Here is a 14,068-nt window from a genome sequence, read left to right as displayed (position 1 = left end):
GAAGTAAGGCTGCCCACCGACTGCTGAAGGAGAGGGCGTAGCCGTCGGCGCACTTCACGCAGGACCCACCCGGCCCTTTGGGCCACCCTCCCCTCAAGGGGGAGGGGACGCTTCGCTCAGGCCTGCTCTTTCGCCTTCAGCTCCAATCGCCGCGCGTGCAGCACCGGCTCGGTGTAGCCGTTGGGCTGGACCCGGCCCTTGAAGACGAGGTCGCAGGCGGCGAGGAAGGCGATGGACTTGTCGAAGTCCGGCGCCATCGGCTGGTAGAGCGGGTCGCCTTCGTTCTGGCTGTCGACGATCGCTGCCATGCGCTTCATCGTCTCCATCACCTGATCCGAGGTGCAGACGCCATGATGCAGCCAGTTGGCGATATGCTGCGAGGAAATGCGCAGCGTGGCGCGGTCCTCCATCAAGCCGACATCGTTGATGTCAGGCACTTTCGAGCAGCCGACGCCCTGGTCGATCCAGCGCACGACATAGCCCAGAATGCCTTGGGCGTTGTTGTCGAGCTCCTTCTGGATGTCTGCCTGAGACCAGTTCGGCCGCACCGCGACCGGCACCGACAATATGTCGTCGAGCTTTGCCTTGGGCCGGCTCTTCAGCGCCACTTGGACGGCATGAACATCGACCTTGTGATAGTGAGTGGCGTGCAGCGTCGCCGCCGTCGGCGATGGCACCCAGGCGGTGTTGGCGCCGGCCTTGGGGTGAGCGATCTTCTCCGCCAGCATCGCCGCCATCAGATCGGGCATCGCCCACATGCCCTTGCCGATCTGGGCGCGGCCGGCCAGCCCGCATTCCAGCCCGGTATCGACATTCCAGGCTTCGTAGGCGGCAATCCAGGCAGCCTGCTTCATGTCGCCCTTGCGGATCATCGGACCGGCTTCCATCGAGGTGTGGATCTCGTCGCCGGTGCGGTCGAGAAAGCCAGTGTTGATGAAGACGACGCGGTCTTTGGCGGCGCGGATCGCCTCCTTGAGGTTGACGGTGGTGCGCCGCTCCTCGTCCATGATGCCCATCTTGATGGTATTCGCTGGCATCTCCAGCAGCGCCTCGACGCGGTCGAAGATCTCTACGGCGAAGGCGACTTCCTCCGGCCCGTGCATCTTGGGCTTTACGACATACATCGAGCCGGCGCGGGAGTTTTGCCGGCGTCCGTTCGGCCCGACATCATGCAGCGCGATCAGCGCCGTCATCGTCGCATCCATGATGCCTTCCGGCACCTCGTTGCCGTCGCGGTCTGTGATCGCCGGATTGGTCATGAGGTGGCCGACGTTGCGGATCAGCATCAGCGAGCGGCCGGGCAGCGTCAGCGCGCCGCCATCGGGCGCGGTGTAAGAGCGGTCGGGATTGAGTTTTCGCGTAAACGTCTTGCCGCCCTTGGTGATCTCCTCGGCAAGGTCGCCCTTCATCAGGCCGAGCCAGTTGCGGTAGACCACGACCTTGTCCTGCGCATCGACTGCCGCGACCGAATCCTCGCAGTCCTGGATGGTGGTCAGCGCCGATTCCAGCACGACGTCGGCAATGCCGGCCGGATCGGTCTTGCCGATCTGATTGCTGCGGTCGATGACGATCTCGATATGCAGGCCATTCCCGGTGAGCAGGACGGCTTCGGGATTGTCGGCATCGCCGCGATAGCCGGCAAACTGTTTTGGGTCGGCAAGCGTGGTGGCGCCGGCGCCCTCGCCCAGCCGCAACATGCCGTGGGCAACCGAAAGCCCGTTCACCCCAGCCCATTTTCCCGAGGTGGCCGGCACCGACTCGTCGAGAAAACCCTTCGCCCAGGCAATGACCTTGGCGCCGCGCACGGGATTGAACTTCCCGCCCCTATCGGCGCCGTCGGTCTCGGGGATAGCGTCGGTGCCGTAGAGCGCGTCATAGAGCGAGCCCCAGCGCGCGTTGGCGGCGTTCAGCGCATAGCGCGCGTTCATCACCGGCACCACCAGCTGCGGCCCGGCAACCCCCGAGATTTCCGGGTCGACATTTTCCGTCGCGACGGAGAAGGCCGGCCCCTCCGGCACGAGATAGCCGATCTCCTTGAGGAACGCCTTGTAGGCTTCCATGTCGCTGGGCGCGCCATTGTCGCGATACCAGCGGTCGATCTGGTCCTGCAGGGCATCGCGCTTTTCCAGCAGCGCCCGGTTCTTCGGCGAAAGATCGTGCACGATGGCCGAGAAGCCGGTCCAGAAGGCGTTGGCGGCAATGCCGGTGCCCCGCAGCGCCTCGTTCACGACGAAATCATAAAGCTCGCGGGCAATCCGCAATCCGGCGATTTCGACGCGATCGGTCATCAGGGCTTCTCCAAGATGAAAGGCTTTGGCCGGGCCTTTGGCATGTCAGGGTAGCACGGTCAATTCAGCTTAGGGTGAAGGGGAAGATTTTCGAAGTCGGCGAAGCTGCCAATCTCCCCCCTTGAGGGGGAGATGGCCGGCAGGCCAGAGGGGGTCGGTCCGACCGGGCTCGGCCTCCTGCGACAGAAGGAAATAGCGCTGCACGCGCGGCGACCCCCTCTGTCGCCTTCGGCGACATCTCCCCCTCGAGGGGGGAGATTACGCGCTTACACCGCAATTCTTGGCCGCCCCGAGGCCACCGCCACGACATGCGCCTCGATGAACATGCGCTGGCCCTCGACAGTCGAGACGCGGAATTCGCTGGCGATTTCGATCTCGGCGCTGTCGGTGCCGGCGTCCCTGGCCCGCCCGGCGGCAATGGCGCGGACGTCGGTTTCCGCCGCCGCGATCGCCGCCGCCTCGTCATTGAAATCGCGCACGGTTTCGCCGGAGGCGACGCGAAACAGCCCTTCCTTGGGCTGGCTGACCCGCGCCTCCGCCGAGACCCTGACCTGGCCGACGACCGCGCCGAGCGCGTTGGCGACATCGGTATCCTCCGGCACGACGCAGCCGTTGCCGATGAGCGGAGGCAAGCCGGCATAATGCAGCGGCGCCGAGGCGCCGAGGCCGATCACCGGACGGTCGAGCGCGACGCTGAGGCGGGCAATGCCGGGATGGGCATCGACGGCGCGCTGGACCAGCGCATGGGCGACGGTCGCCGCGCCGTCTAACCCGTCCTCGGCAAAGGCGGTTTCGAGGATGACTTCCGCCGACAGGCGGGTCAGCGTGGTCAGCACTCGTTCCGATATCGCCTCCGGCGAGGCGGCTATTGATTGCCCGCGGCCGTCGCGCTTGCGGGCGAACAACTCGGCGCCGAGCCGGGCCGTTGCCGCATCCCAATTCGCCTGCTTGCCCAGCACATGGGCGGCGTCCGAAGGCGTGAAGCCGGCGACATGCACCAGCCCGCGCGACACCAGCCGGTTCAAGGTGGCGTTCTGGGCATTCGAGGTCAAAAGCCTGTCTACGGCGAGCGGCACAGCACCGATCATCTCGTAAAGCTTTGCTTCGGCGCCGGTCAGGCCCGCGGCCAGCCGCTCCGGCACGCCGGTCCTGATCGCCAGGCGACCATCCATGCGGCCGGGGTTCGGCGCCCGCAGCTGGCGTTCGAGCTCCGCTGCGACGACTTCGCCATGCATCATGCCGGCCAGCGCCAGCGGCACCAGGCGGCGCGGCCCGAGCAGGATTTTTGGGTTGAGCGCGCCATCTTCGAGCGCCACTTCGGAATCGCCGCCGAGCCCAAAAGTGCGCATGGCGACGGCCTCGACCATGGTGCGGAAACCGCCGACGGTGGCGCCTTCCGGGTCGAGCCTGGGACGGCCCTTGTCGAGCACGGCGACGTCGGTGGTGGTGCCGCCGATGTCGGAGACGACTGCATTGTCGAGGCCGGTCATGTGGCGGGCGCCAACCAGGCTGGCGGCCGGACCTGAAAGAATCGTCTCGATCGGCCGCTGGCGGGCGAAGGCCGCCGAGACCAGGGCGCCATCGCCGCGCACCACCATCAGCGGTGCGGCGATCTTGCGCGCGACAAGAAAACCTTCAGTCGCCGCCACCAGCCGGTCGATCATCGAGATCAGCCGGGCGTTGAGCAGCGTCGTCAGCGCCCGGCGCGGTCCGCCGAGCTTGGCCGAAAGCTCGTGGCTGGCAGTGACCGGCAGGCCGGTCTTTTCGCGGATCAGGTCGCGAGCGGCAAGCTCATGCGCCGGGTTGCGGGTGGCGAAATAGGCGCAGACGGCAAAGCCGGACACCGAGGCGCCGAGTTCCGGCAGCGCCGCCTCCAGCCCAGACAGGTCGAGTTTTGCCGCATTGCCGTGGACATCATGGCCACCGGGGCAGAACACGACAGGATCGGTGCCGAGCGCCGCCTTCAGCCCATCGCGGGCAAGATCGCCTTCGGAAAAGCCGATCATCACCAGCGCCACGCGCCCGCCCTGGCCCTCGACGAGCGCATTGGTGGCAAGCGTCGTCGACATCGACACCAGTTTGATCGCGGCAGGGTCGGTGCCGGATTTTTGCAGCACCGCATCGACCGCGCTCGATATGCCGACCGCGAGGTCGTGGCGCGTGGTCAGCGCCTTGGCCTTGGCCAGCACTTTTCCGCTTGGGCCGCCGGCCTCCGACCACAGCACGGCGTCGGTATAGGTGCCGCCGGTGTCGATGCCGAGGAACAGGGGAGAGGATTTGGTCTTGGCGGTCATATTTTTGGCAGGTCCGGGGATTTTCGTCTCCGCCCCTTAGCCGATACGGACCGGCGGATAAAGCCACGAGCGCTGGGCCAAGCGCCTAATCTCCCCCCTTGAGGGGGAGATGTCGCCGAAGGCGACAGAGGGGGTCGCTTCGCGTGAAGTGCCAACCTCTTATAGGGCGAAAGAAGAAGTCGGCGCTCCACGCGAGACGACCCCCTCTGGCCTGCCGGCCATCTCCCCCTCGAGGGGGGAGATTCCAGCGTCGCCTACCCGACAAACCCCACGCGCTTGTGGCTGCCGTCGCAAAACGGCTTGTTCGCCGAATGGCCGCAGCGGCAAAGGAAGGTGCGTTGGGTGCGGTCGACCGTGTGCCCGGTGCCGGTGACGATCTCGACATTGCCCTCGAGCTTGAGCGGGCCGTTGGTCGTCGGCGTCACCGTCAGCGGGCCATTCCTCGCGTCCAGCGCCGGCGTGTCCTTCAGCGCCGGCTCGCCGGTGGCGGCAAAACCTGATTTGGTGTGGCTGCCGTCGCAGAACGGCTTGTTCTCCGAAGCGCCGCAGCGGCAGAGCGTGGCGCGATAAACGTTTCGCCGCCGAGCATGATCTCGGCATGCACCGCCAGCGGGCCGTTTTCCCTGATGCGCACGGTGTTGACCACCGGTGGCTTTTCCTGCGGGCCGCCATCCTTCCTGACATAGGTGATGGCGCCCGACGGGCAGCTTTCGGCGATCGCCACGATCTTCTCGACGCTGGCCGCCTCGGGATGTATCCACTGGCCCTTCGCGTTGGGCACGAAGACATGCGGATCGCCAAGCACGCAATTGCGCGAATGGATGCAGCGTTTTCCCGAAAAGCCGACATCGATCTTTTCGCCTTCGACCGTGCCTGCCATGGGTGGGGTCTCCTGGGTTGCAGATAGGCTAGGGCTGCTACGCGAAGGGCGTCAAGTAGCGATCTCCCCCCTCGTGGGGGAGATCGGCTGTCACGGCACCAGATCGATTTCCTCGGTCTCGCCGCCGCTGCAGGTGTAGCAGCAATCGTCGCATTTTTCGGTGTTGCCGGGGCCGACGCCCCAATAGGTGCCCTCGTCGCCATCGACCCAGGCGCCGTAGCAGATCGATTCGCCGTCATTGCAGGACAGCGGGATCGACTTGGTCTCGCCGTCGTTGAGATAATAGTCCTGATCGTTGCCCGGCCAGATATAATCACGGTCCTGGCTGTAGAGCTCGACGCGCATGGCGTTGGGATGGCTGTTCTTGATGGCGAAGGTGACGTCGCCGGCATGCGCGGCAGGCGCGAACAGAACGGCAAGACAGAGCGCAACGGCTATGCGCCGCGCGAAAGCGTAAGACAACATGATGATTCCCCCCCCGGAATGAAACGGCTTGCTCGGCCGCGAGGGGAGCATGGCATGGCGCGTGGAGAGGAGGAAGGGGGTGGTAATCTTCGCTTGACGAAATGCGTGGGGCTCAATCGCCCATCTTCAGCGCCTGAATAAACGCCTCCTGCGGGATATCCACCTTGCCGAACTGGCGCATCCGCTTCTTGCCCTCTTTCTGCTTGTCGAGCAGCTTGCGTTTGCGCGAGACGTCGCCGCCGTAGCATTTGGCCGTGACGTCCTTGCGCAGCGCCGAGATCGTCTCGCGGGCGATGACCTTGCCGCCGATGGCGGCCTGGATCGGGATCTTGAACAGATGGTTCGGGATCAGCTCCTTGAGCTTCTCGCACATCAGCCGGCCGCGCTTTTCCGCTGCCGTGCGGTGGACCAGCATCGACAGCGCGTCGACAGGCTCCTCGTTGACCAGGATCGACATCTTCACCAGGTCGCCCTCGCGATAGTCGGTCAGGTGATAGTCGAAGGAGGCGTAGCCCTTGGAGATCGACTTCAGCCGGTCGTAGAAGTCGAAGACGACCTCGTTGAGCGGCAGATCGTAGATGAGCATGGCGCGCTTGCCGACATAGGACAGATCGGCCTGGATGCCGCGCCGGTCCTGGCACAGCTTTAGGATGCCGCCGAGATACTCGTCCGGCGTCAGGATCGTGGCGCGGATCCATGGCTCCTCGATGGCCTGGATTTTGACCACGTCGGGCATGTCGGCTGGATTGTGCAGTTCCTTCGTCGTGCCGTCGTTCAGCAGCAGCCGGTAGACGACCGAAGGCGCGGTGGCGATGAGGTCGAGGTTGAACTCGCGCTCCAGCCGCTCCTGGATGATTTCGAGATGCAGCAGGCCAAGGAAGCCGCAGCGATAGCCGAAGCCGAGCGCCGCACTGGTTTCCATTTCAAAGGAGAAGGAAGCGTCGTTGAGGCGCAGCTTGCCGACCGCGGCGCGCAGATCCTCGAAATCGGCGGCGTCGACGGGGAACAGGCCGCAGAACACCACCGGCTGCGCCGGCTTGAAGCCTGGCAGGGCCTGCGCCGTCTGGCGCTTGTCCTCGGTGATGGTGTCGCCGACGCGGGTGTCGGCCACTTCCTTGATCGAGCCGGTGAAGAAGCCGAACTCGCCGGGGCCGAGCTCGTCGACATTGATGCGGGCGGGCGTGAAGACGCCGGTGCGCTCGACCAGGTACTTGGCGCCGGTGCCCATCATGCGGATGGTCTGGCCCTTCTTCAGCACGCCGTCGATGACGCGGACCAGCACGATGACGCCGAGATAGGCGTCGTACCAGCTGTCGACCAGCATCGCCTTGAGCGGCGCCGCGATGTCGCCCTCGCGCGGCGGCGGCAATTCGTTGACGATAGCCTCCAGCACGTCGGGAATGCCGAGCCCCGTCTTGGCCGAGATCAGCACGGCGTTGGAGGCATCGATGCCGATCACCTCCTCGACCTGCTCCCGGATGCGCTCGGGCTCGGCAGCCGGCAGGTCGACCTTGTTCAGCACCACGACGATCTCGTGGTTGTTGTCGATCGCCTGGTAGACATTGGCCAGCGTCTGCGCCTCGACGCCTTGCGAGGCATCGACGACCAGCAGCGAGCCCTCGCAGGCGGCCAGCGACCGCGACACTTCGTAGGCGAAGTCGACATGGCCGGGCGTGTCGATCAGGTTGAGGATATAGTCCTCGCCATTGTTGGCGTGGTATTTCAGCCTGACGGTCTGCGCCTTGATGGTGATGCCGCGCTCGCGCTCGATATCCATCGAGTCCAGCACCTGCTCCTTCATGTCGCGCAGCTCCAGCCCGCCGGTGGACTGGATCAGCCGGTCGGCAAGCGTGGATTTGCCATGGTCGATATGGGCGACGATGGAGAAATTGCGGATGTTCTTGATCGGCGTTGTCATGATGGGGCGGCTTTAGCAGGGGCAGCTTGCCCGGGCAAGCGGCCGGGCGTGCGGCCAGTCGCTTGTAGTTTGCGCTGCCCTCATCGCCCTGCCTTCCAGAGTTTGTGTTTGGCGAAAGCCGAAGCGACATCTGATCTCCCCCCTTGCGGGGGAGATCGGCAGCTTCGCCGACGGCACCTACCCCGGGGAGCAAAGTCGTTAAACTTTGATCCATCCCATTAGAGCATAGTTCGCGCCCTGCGTGATAGGGCACACCCCGTCACCGTTGGGGGGAACCAAAACATGCCGCAAGCAGGACGCCATTTTGTCAATTCCGAGAGCGGCTCCCTTGCGCCGATACTCGCCATCGCACTTATCCCGATGATTGCCACACTGGGCTTTTCGCTCGACTACAACTCGGCCGTCTCGACCAAGGCATCGATGCAAAACGCGCTCGACGCCGCGACCCTGTCGATTACGACGCTGCCGACGGACACGTCATTGGCGGACCGTCAGGTTAAGTTGCAGGAGTCATTTGCCGCCAATAGCGGGCAAGGCACCGCCAAGCTCGACCGCTTCGTCGTCGCCGCCGACGGCACCGCCACCATCAACGCTTCGGCCGGCTTTGCCATGCCGACCAATTTCATGCAGATCGCCCACCTCCCAACGGTGCAGATCGGGGTTGGCTCGGCGGTAGTAAAGAGACCGGCGCTGGTGGAGGCCACGTTCAAGGTCAACAAGATCTCGGGCTATTGGGACAAAACGATGACGCTGTACGGCACCAAGTTCGGTGAGACGCTGGCCAACAAGCTGATGAAGATCTCCTACGTACACAACAGGTATGGCGATCCGAAAGGCTATGGAACGGCCAGTGTGTATACGATCAACGGATCGACAGAGACGCTGGCCCAGAAACAAGTATGCACGACCACCACGGTGACCAGCTTCTACGGCTTGCCCACCACGACGATCACCCAGACGAGCGGCAACACCAAATATGCGACCACCTGCGTCAACACCATGTACCCCGCCACTGGCGCCGGCGCGGTGATCGACGTCAGCTTGATGGACAAGCTCTATCTGGAGATGAAGATTCCGAATCCCAATCCTGGTCTTGGTCTTGGCGGCGGCTACCTGCCCACGGGCACGAAAACAACTCTGCGATCGGACAATACGGCGACGTCCAACCGGCTGTACATCGACAGCGTCGAAGTCGGGCAAGGCAAAACGGTGGACATTTTCACCGCCGTGCCATGCGGCCAACCCAGCGTGCAGGCCTGGGAAGACGGCGGCAACACGGTACCGGCTCCAGTGTCCAACGCCGACTTCTTCTATACCGTGACCGGCAAGTGCGCCTTCAACAAGCGGCCTTCGGAAACGGTGCTCATACAATAGGCCGGCGGTCATAGCGGGGCGCGCCGCCAAAGAGACCTCCTATCGCATCGTCCCATCACAAACGCCGCCCGGCCTTCGGGCGGCGTTGTCGTTTGGGCCGCTATCGCGACGACTCGATCGCCCCTGGGGGCATCGCGCTGGCGAGGAAAACCGGGCCACCGATCACGAAGCGGTGATGGCTGTAACGAAGTCTCAGGTCACGGCGAAGAGCTGATGGGATCGCCATTTCCGGCGCGCCACCAACTCCAGAGGAGACCAGCATGACCGACTTCACCCGCCTGACGCTGCCGGCGCTTGCCTTCGCGCTTTGCTCGACGGCGCTTTTTGCCGGCGGCATCGCCCGCGCCGAGGATGCGATGAAGCCCGCCAACCCGATGGCCACGGATGCCATGAAGCCCGCCGATGCCATGGCTACCGACGCGATGAAGCCCGCCGAACCGATGGCCGCCGAAAAGATGAAGGACTGCATGGACAAGGCAGCCATGGAAACCGACGCGATGAAGAAGGACGAGGCAACGAAGGCCTGCGACGCGATGGGGATGGCCAAGTAGGTCTTGTCGGCCTCGGCAGTTCCTGGCCGTTCCCTGTCCAGGTCGGGGACGGCCTTGGCGGCCCGGCGCGGGCAACCTGCGCCGGCGCAGCAATCCAAAAACGCACGGCCCGATATGCACGGCAATGTGAGACGCCGGCGGACCCAATGTTCTATAGTCACAACACCATCATGGGAGATCAGACATGACCGGTATTCGAGAACCAGTTGCGAGACGGTCGACGAGCTTCGTCAGGAGCGCGCTTGCGGCGCTGATGCTCGCCGCGGCCGGCGCCGCCTTGTGGCAGACGCCGGCGATCTCGGCCGAGGCGGCGGTGGTGATCCCGCCGCCGGCGATGGACGAAAAACCCGCTAGCGGCACCGAGAAGGCGGTCTTCGCCGGCGGCTGCTTCTGGGGCGTGCAAGGCGTGTTCCAGCACGTCAGGGGCGTGACCAGCGCCGTCTCCGGCTATGCCGGCGGCGACAAGGACACCGCCGTCTACGAGACGGTCGGCACCGGCCGGACCGGGCACGCCGAAGCCGTCGAGATCACCTACGAGCCGACAGAGGTGACCTACGGCCAGTTGCTGCAGGTGTATTTCTCGGTCGCGCACAACCCGACGCAACTGAACTACCAGGGGCCGGACCGCGGCCCCCAATACCGTTCGACGATCTTTGCCGAAAGCGACGCCCAGAAGAAGATCGCCGAGAGCTACATCGCCCAGCTCGACAAGGCGAAGGTGTTTCCGGAGCCGATCGTGACCACGCTGGAGACCGGAAAACCCTTCTACCCGGCCGAGGACTATCACCAGGACTTTTTGACGCTGAACCCGACCTATCCCTACATCGTCTACAACGACCTGCCCAAGGTCGAGAATTTGAAGACGCTATTCCCCAGCCTTTACAGCGACAAGCCGGTGCTGGTGCTGGCCGCCAACAAGAGCTGATTTTCTTTTCGCGGGCGGCGGACGGCGACGCCTGCCCATCAGACGTCGGCGGGACAGCGCCCCCCTCTGTCCTGCCGGACATCTCCCCCACTTGGGGGAGATCGGCAGCTTTGCCATCCCGGCCTTCCTTCAACGTTGGGGATTGGCGAAGGCCGAGGTGACATCCAATCTCCCCCCTCGTGGGGGAGATGGCCGGCAGGCCGGAGGGGGGCGTGAATGATCGCCGGCGTTGCTGTGCAGCGGTTCTTGTCGTTGTCCCAAACCGCTGCGCACTTTGGGCGACAAGCATCATTGCACGCCCAGAAATTGCCTGAGCTCCGGCGTCCTCGGGTTGGCGAAGACCTCCTCGGGGGCGCCGATCTCGTGGACGCGGCCCTGATGCATGAAGACGACGCGCGAGCAGACATCGCGGGCGAAGCGCATCTCATGGGTGACCATCACCAGCGTCATGCCTTCCGCGGCCAATTCCTTGACGACGGCCAGCACTTCGGCAACGAGCTCGGGGTCGAGCGCCGAGGTGATCTCGTCGCATAGCAGCGCGATGGGCTGCATGGCGAGCGCCCGGGCGATCGCCACGCGCTGCTGCTGGCCGCCGGACAGCTCGTCCGGCAATGCGTCGAACTTGTGGGCGAGACCGACGCGGTCGAGCATTTTACGCGCGACCGCTTCGGCGTCCTTTTTCGGCGTCTTCTTCACCACCATCTGCGACAGCATGACATTGCCGCCGGCCGTGAGATGCGGGAACAGGTTGAATTGCTGAAAAATCATGCCGACCTTCAGGCGCAGCGCCTTGAGATGAACCTCGTCGGGCAGGAACTGGGCGCCGGCGACGACGATCGAGCCTTCATCGATGGTCTCCAGCCCGTTGATGCAGCGCAGCAGCGTCGACTTGCCCGAACCGCTCTTGCCGATGATGGCGACGACCTCGCCCGGCGCGATGTCGATGGAAATCCCCTTCAGCACCTCATTGTCGCCGAAGCGCTTCTTCACCTCAGTGATTGCGATGAGCGACATTGAGCTTCCTTTCCAGGAGCTGGCTGGATTTCGACAGCGGCCAGCACAAAGCAAAGTAGATGAGCGCGACCAGGCCATAAACGGTGAACGGCTGGAACGTGGCGTTGGTGACGATCGAACCGGCCTTCGACAATTCGACGAAGCCGATGATAGAGGTGAGCGCGGTGCCCTTCACCACCTGCACCGAGAAGCCGACCGTCGGCGGCACCGCCACCTTCAGCGCCTGCGGCAGGATGACGTAGCGCATCTGCTGGAGATAACCCATGCCGAGGCTGGCGGACGCCTCCCACTGGCCCTTGGCGATGCTCTCGACGCAGCCGCGCCAGATTTCGGCGAGGAAGGCGGCGGTCCACAGGATGAGCGCGACACAAGCGGCAAGCCAGGCGGGAACGTCGATGCCGAACAGGCCAAGGCCGAAGAAAGCGAGAAAGAGCTGCATCAGGAGCGGCGTGCCCTGGAACAGCTGGATGTAGCCGCGTGATAGAAGCCGTGCCCAACGCCGGCCGCCGATGCGCAGGAAAAGCAGGGCCGCGCCGACGATGCCGCCACCGATGAAGGAGACCAGCGAGAGGACAACGGTCCAGCGGGCGGCCAAAAGCAGGTTACGCAGGATGTCCCAGAAGCTGAACTCGGTCATGGCGCATGTCTCATCGCGACGCCTTCCTCGGGAACAGCATCCAGCCCAGGCCAGCCAGCATCTGGCGCAGCAGGATGGCGAGGGCCAGGTAGATCAAGGTAGAGACGATGTAGGTTTCGAAGGCCCTGAAATTGCGCGACTGGATAAAGTTGGCGGCGAAGGTCAGGTCCTCGGCGGCGATCTGCGAAACGACGGCAGAACCAAGCATGACGATGACGATCTGCGACGACAGCGCAGGCCAGATGCGCTGCAGCGCCGGGACCAGAACCACGTGCCAGAAGGTCTGGAACGGGGTCATGGCGAGGCTCGCGCCGGCCTCGAACTGGCCGCGTGGCGTGGCCTGGATGCCGGCGCGGATGATCTCGCAGCTGTAGGCGCCGAGGTTGACGATCATGGCGAGGTTGGCCGCGCTCAGTTCCGACATCCTGATGCCAAGCGACGGCAGGCCGAAGAAGATGAAGAACAGCTGGATCAGAAAGGGCGTGTTGCGGATCAGCTCGACATAGGTCGCGACGACGGGCTTCAGCCATTTCGGCCCGAGGGCGCGCACCCAGGCGCAGGCAATGCCCAATGCCACGCCGAACACCGCGCCGATCAGGATGAGCTGCACGGTGATCCGGATGCCCTTGAGCAGCACCGGCAGAGAATCGATCAGCCAGCCGAAATCGAACTGATAGGTCATGGCTTGCTGTCTGACCTAAACCACACGCGGCGGGCGGCGATCACAGGTCAGCCGGCAGGTCCACCTTCAGCCATTTTTGCGAAATCGCGTTGAGGGCGCCGTCGGACCTGGCGGCGGCGATGATCCCGTTGACCTTGGCCATCAACGCCGGCTGCTCCTTGTTCATGCCGATGTAGCAAGGCGAGTTCTTGATCAGGAATTTGAGCTCGGGCCGCTTGGGCGGGTTCTTTTCGATAATGGCGGCGGCGACAACATTCCCGGTCGCGATCACCTCGACCTGGCCCGAAAGGAAGGCTGAAATCGTGCCGTTATTGTCCTCGTAGCGCTTGATCTCAACGCTCGCGGGCGCGACCTTGGTCAGTTCGAGGTCTTCGATCGCGCCGCGGGTGACGCCAATGGTCTTGCCGGCGAGGTCTTCCGCCTTTGCGACCGCGACATCCGCTGGAGCGAACACGCCGTTGTAGAAGGGGGCGTAGGCCTCGGAGAAGTCGATGACCTTCTCGCGATCGGGATTCTTGCCGAGGCTGGAGATGACCAGGTCGACCTTGTTGGTCTGAAGATAGGGAATGCGGTTGGCGCTGGTGACCGGGACGATCTCGACCTTGGCGCCGAGCTTTTCGCCAATCAGATTGGCGATATCAATGTCGTAGCCTTGCGGCGTCATGTCGGCGCCAACACTGCCGAAGGGCGGGAAATCCTGTGGAACGGCGATGCGGACGGTGCCCCGCGCGCCGATGTCGCTCAAGGCGTCAGCCCGCGCCCGCGAAGACGGAGCCATGGCCATTCCGACCACGGCGGCCAAGGCCAGCATGCACATATTGCGACGGTTCATTATTTTCCCCTTTGACTGGACAAAACCAATTGGTCGCCAGGGCAAAGCAACAGACATGCCAAACCATCGAAATCGGCGGGAATCGGGCTTCCCCTGTAGGATTGGATAAGGCCGCTTTCGCGACCCATGCCGCCCGACTGGCAGGTTGCCTAAATATTGTGCAGATAATTCTTGTGGCGGATTTGGCGTCGTGCGGAGCGGACGGTCC

12 protein-coding genes and 2 pseudogenes are annotated in these 14,068 nt (G+C 64.1%); 3 read left to right on the top strand and 11 right to left on the bottom strand.

All coding sequences use genetic code 11. The annotated features are described in order from the left end of the window. Positions 1-116: 116 nt before the first annotated feature. The 7 genes and pseudogenes from RPG13_RS06500 to lepA form a co-directional block, all read right to left on the bottom strand. Positions 117-2,288 carry a malate synthase G gene (locus RPG13_RS06500; RefSeq protein ID WP_337124658.1) on the bottom strand — a complete coding sequence of 724 codons (2,172 nt, stop codon included), beginning with the start codon at positions 2,286-2,288 and terminating at the stop codon, positions 117-119. A gap of 266 nt (positions 2,289-2,554) precedes the next feature. Next, a complete protein-coding gene (locus RPG13_RS06495) occupies positions 2,555-4,582 on the bottom strand; it encodes a hydantoinase/oxoprolinase family protein (protein ID WP_337124657.1) in 2,028 nt (675 codons plus the stop codon). Positions 4,583-4,836: 254 nt separating this feature from the next. Further along, positions 4,837-5,007, bottom strand: a complete 171-nt coding sequence (locus RPG13_RS06490; RefSeq protein WP_337126988.1) for a CDGSH iron-sulfur domain-containing protein — start codon at positions 5,005-5,007, stop codon at positions 4,837-4,839. Positions 5,008-5,121: 114 nt separating this feature from the next. After that, a pseudogene (locus RPG13_RS06485) lies at positions 5,122-5,343 on the bottom strand (hypothetical protein); the annotation flags it as partial. After that, positions 5,316-5,462 (bottom strand): annotated as a pseudogene (locus tag RPG13_RS06480) ((4Fe-4S)-binding protein); the annotation flags it as partial. The pseudogenes RPG13_RS06480 and RPG13_RS06485, both read right to left, overlap by 28 nt. A 90-nt stretch (positions 5,463-5,552) precedes the next feature. Then, positions 5,553-5,924 (bottom strand): hypothetical protein, encoded by a 372-nt coding sequence (locus RPG13_RS06475; RefSeq protein WP_127206078.1) that lies wholly within the window; start codon positions 5,922-5,924, stop codon positions 5,553-5,555. A 115-nt stretch (positions 5,925-6,039) separates the two neighbouring features. Beyond that, positions 6,040-7,845: a translation elongation factor 4 gene (gene lepA, locus RPG13_RS06470; RefSeq protein ID WP_292506403.1), complete on the bottom strand. Its 1,806-nt coding sequence runs from the start codon at positions 7,843-7,845 to the stop codon at positions 6,040-6,042. A gap of 282 nt (positions 7,846-8,127) precedes the next feature. Between lepA and RPG13_RS06465 the strand changes: the two genes are divergently transcribed. The 3 genes from RPG13_RS06465 (at position 8,128) to msrA (ending at position 10,695) form a co-directional block, all read left to right on the top strand. Further along, complete coding sequence (locus tag RPG13_RS06465) at positions 8,128-9,219, top strand: TadE/TadG family type IV pilus assembly protein (RefSeq protein WP_337124654.1); 1,092 nt, start codon at positions 8,128-8,130, stop codon at positions 9,217-9,219. Positions 9,220-9,479: 260 nt separating this feature from the next. Continuing rightward, entirely contained in the window at positions 9,480-9,770 is a 291-nt protein-coding gene (locus RPG13_RS06460) for a hypothetical protein (RefSeq protein ID WP_337124653.1), read from the top strand. 184 nt (positions 9,771-9,954) lie between these two features. Continuing rightward, a complete protein-coding gene (gene msrA, locus RPG13_RS06455; RefSeq protein ID WP_292648169.1) occupies positions 9,955-10,695 on the top strand; it encodes a peptide-methionine (S)-S-oxide reductase MsrA in 741 nt (246 codons plus the stop codon). A gap of 288 nt (positions 10,696-10,983) precedes the next feature. Here the strand turns inward: msrA and RPG13_RS06450 are convergent, their stop codons facing one another. The 4 genes from RPG13_RS06450 to RPG13_RS06435 are packed head-to-tail and all read right to left on the bottom strand — an operon-like array spanning position 10,984 to position 13,860. Further along, positions 10,984-11,709 (bottom strand): amino acid ABC transporter ATP-binding protein, encoded by a 726-nt coding sequence (locus tag RPG13_RS06450; RefSeq protein WP_337124651.1) that lies wholly within the window; start codon positions 11,707-11,709, stop codon positions 10,984-10,986. Next, positions 11,687-12,346, bottom strand: a complete 660-nt coding sequence (locus RPG13_RS06445; protein ID WP_126104181.1) for an amino acid ABC transporter permease — start codon at positions 12,344-12,346, stop codon at positions 11,687-11,689. Before RPG13_RS06445 ends, RPG13_RS06450 begins: the two co-directional genes overlap by 23 nt. Positions 12,347-12,356: 10 nt before the next feature. Next, positions 12,357-13,028 (bottom strand): amino acid ABC transporter permease, encoded by a 672-nt coding sequence (locus RPG13_RS06440; protein ID WP_128241685.1) that lies wholly within the window; start codon positions 13,026-13,028, stop codon positions 12,357-12,359. A gap of 40 nt (positions 13,029-13,068) precedes the next feature. Next, positions 13,069-13,860, bottom strand: a complete 792-nt coding sequence (locus tag RPG13_RS06435) for a transporter substrate-binding domain-containing protein (protein ID WP_442921330.1) — start codon at positions 13,858-13,860, stop codon at positions 13,069-13,071. Positions 13,861-14,068 lie beyond the last annotated feature (208 nt).

The sequence above is a fragment of the Mesorhizobium sp. ISC15 genome, from assembly GCF_037162615.1.
Classification (GTDB): domain Bacteria; phylum Pseudomonadota; class Alphaproteobacteria; order Rhizobiales; family Rhizobiaceae; genus Mesorhizobium; species Mesorhizobium mediterraneum.
This window is presented reverse-complemented; position numbering and strand designations above follow the sequence as displayed.

What these genes read in the sequence shown, in the direction of transcription:
- RPG13_RS06500 (WP_337124658.1), bottom strand. Translation starts at nt 2,288, where the DNA reads ATGACCGATCGCGTCGAAATCGCCGGATTGCGGATTGCCCGCGAGCTT.
- RPG13_RS06495 (WP_337124657.1), bottom strand. Translation starts at nt 4,582, where the DNA reads ATGACCGCCAAGACCAAATCCTCTCCCCTGTTCCTCGGCATCGACACC.
- lepA (WP_292506403.1), bottom strand. Translation starts at nt 7,845, where the DNA reads ATGACAACGCCGATCAAGAACATCCGCAATTTCTCCATCGTCGCCCAT.
- RPG13_RS06465 (WP_337124654.1), top strand. Translation starts at nt 8,128, where the DNA reads ATGCCGCAAGCAGGACGCCATTTTGTCAATTCCGAGAGCGGCTCCCTT.
- RPG13_RS06460 (WP_337124653.1), top strand. Translation starts at nt 9,480, where the DNA reads ATGACCGACTTCACCCGCCTGACGCTGCCGGCGCTTGCCTTCGCGCTT.
- msrA (WP_292648169.1), top strand. Translation starts at nt 9,955, where the DNA reads ATGACCGGTATTCGAGAACCAGTTGCGAGACGGTCGACGAGCTTCGTC.
- RPG13_RS06450 (WP_337124651.1), bottom strand. Translation starts at nt 11,709, where the DNA reads ATGTCGCTCATCGCAATCACTGAGGTGAAGAAGCGCTTCGGCGACAAT.
- RPG13_RS06445 (WP_126104181.1), bottom strand. Translation starts at nt 12,346, where the DNA reads ATGACCGAGTTCAGCTTCTGGGACATCCTGCGTAACCTGCTTTTGGCC.
- RPG13_RS06440 (WP_128241685.1), bottom strand. Translation starts at nt 13,028, where the DNA reads ATGACCTATCAGTTCGATTTCGGCTGGCTGATCGATTCTCTGCCGGTG.
- RPG13_RS06435 (WP_442921330.1), bottom strand. Translation starts at nt 13,860, where the DNA reads ATGAACCGTCGCAATATGTGCATGCTGGCCTTGGCCGCCGTGGTCGGA.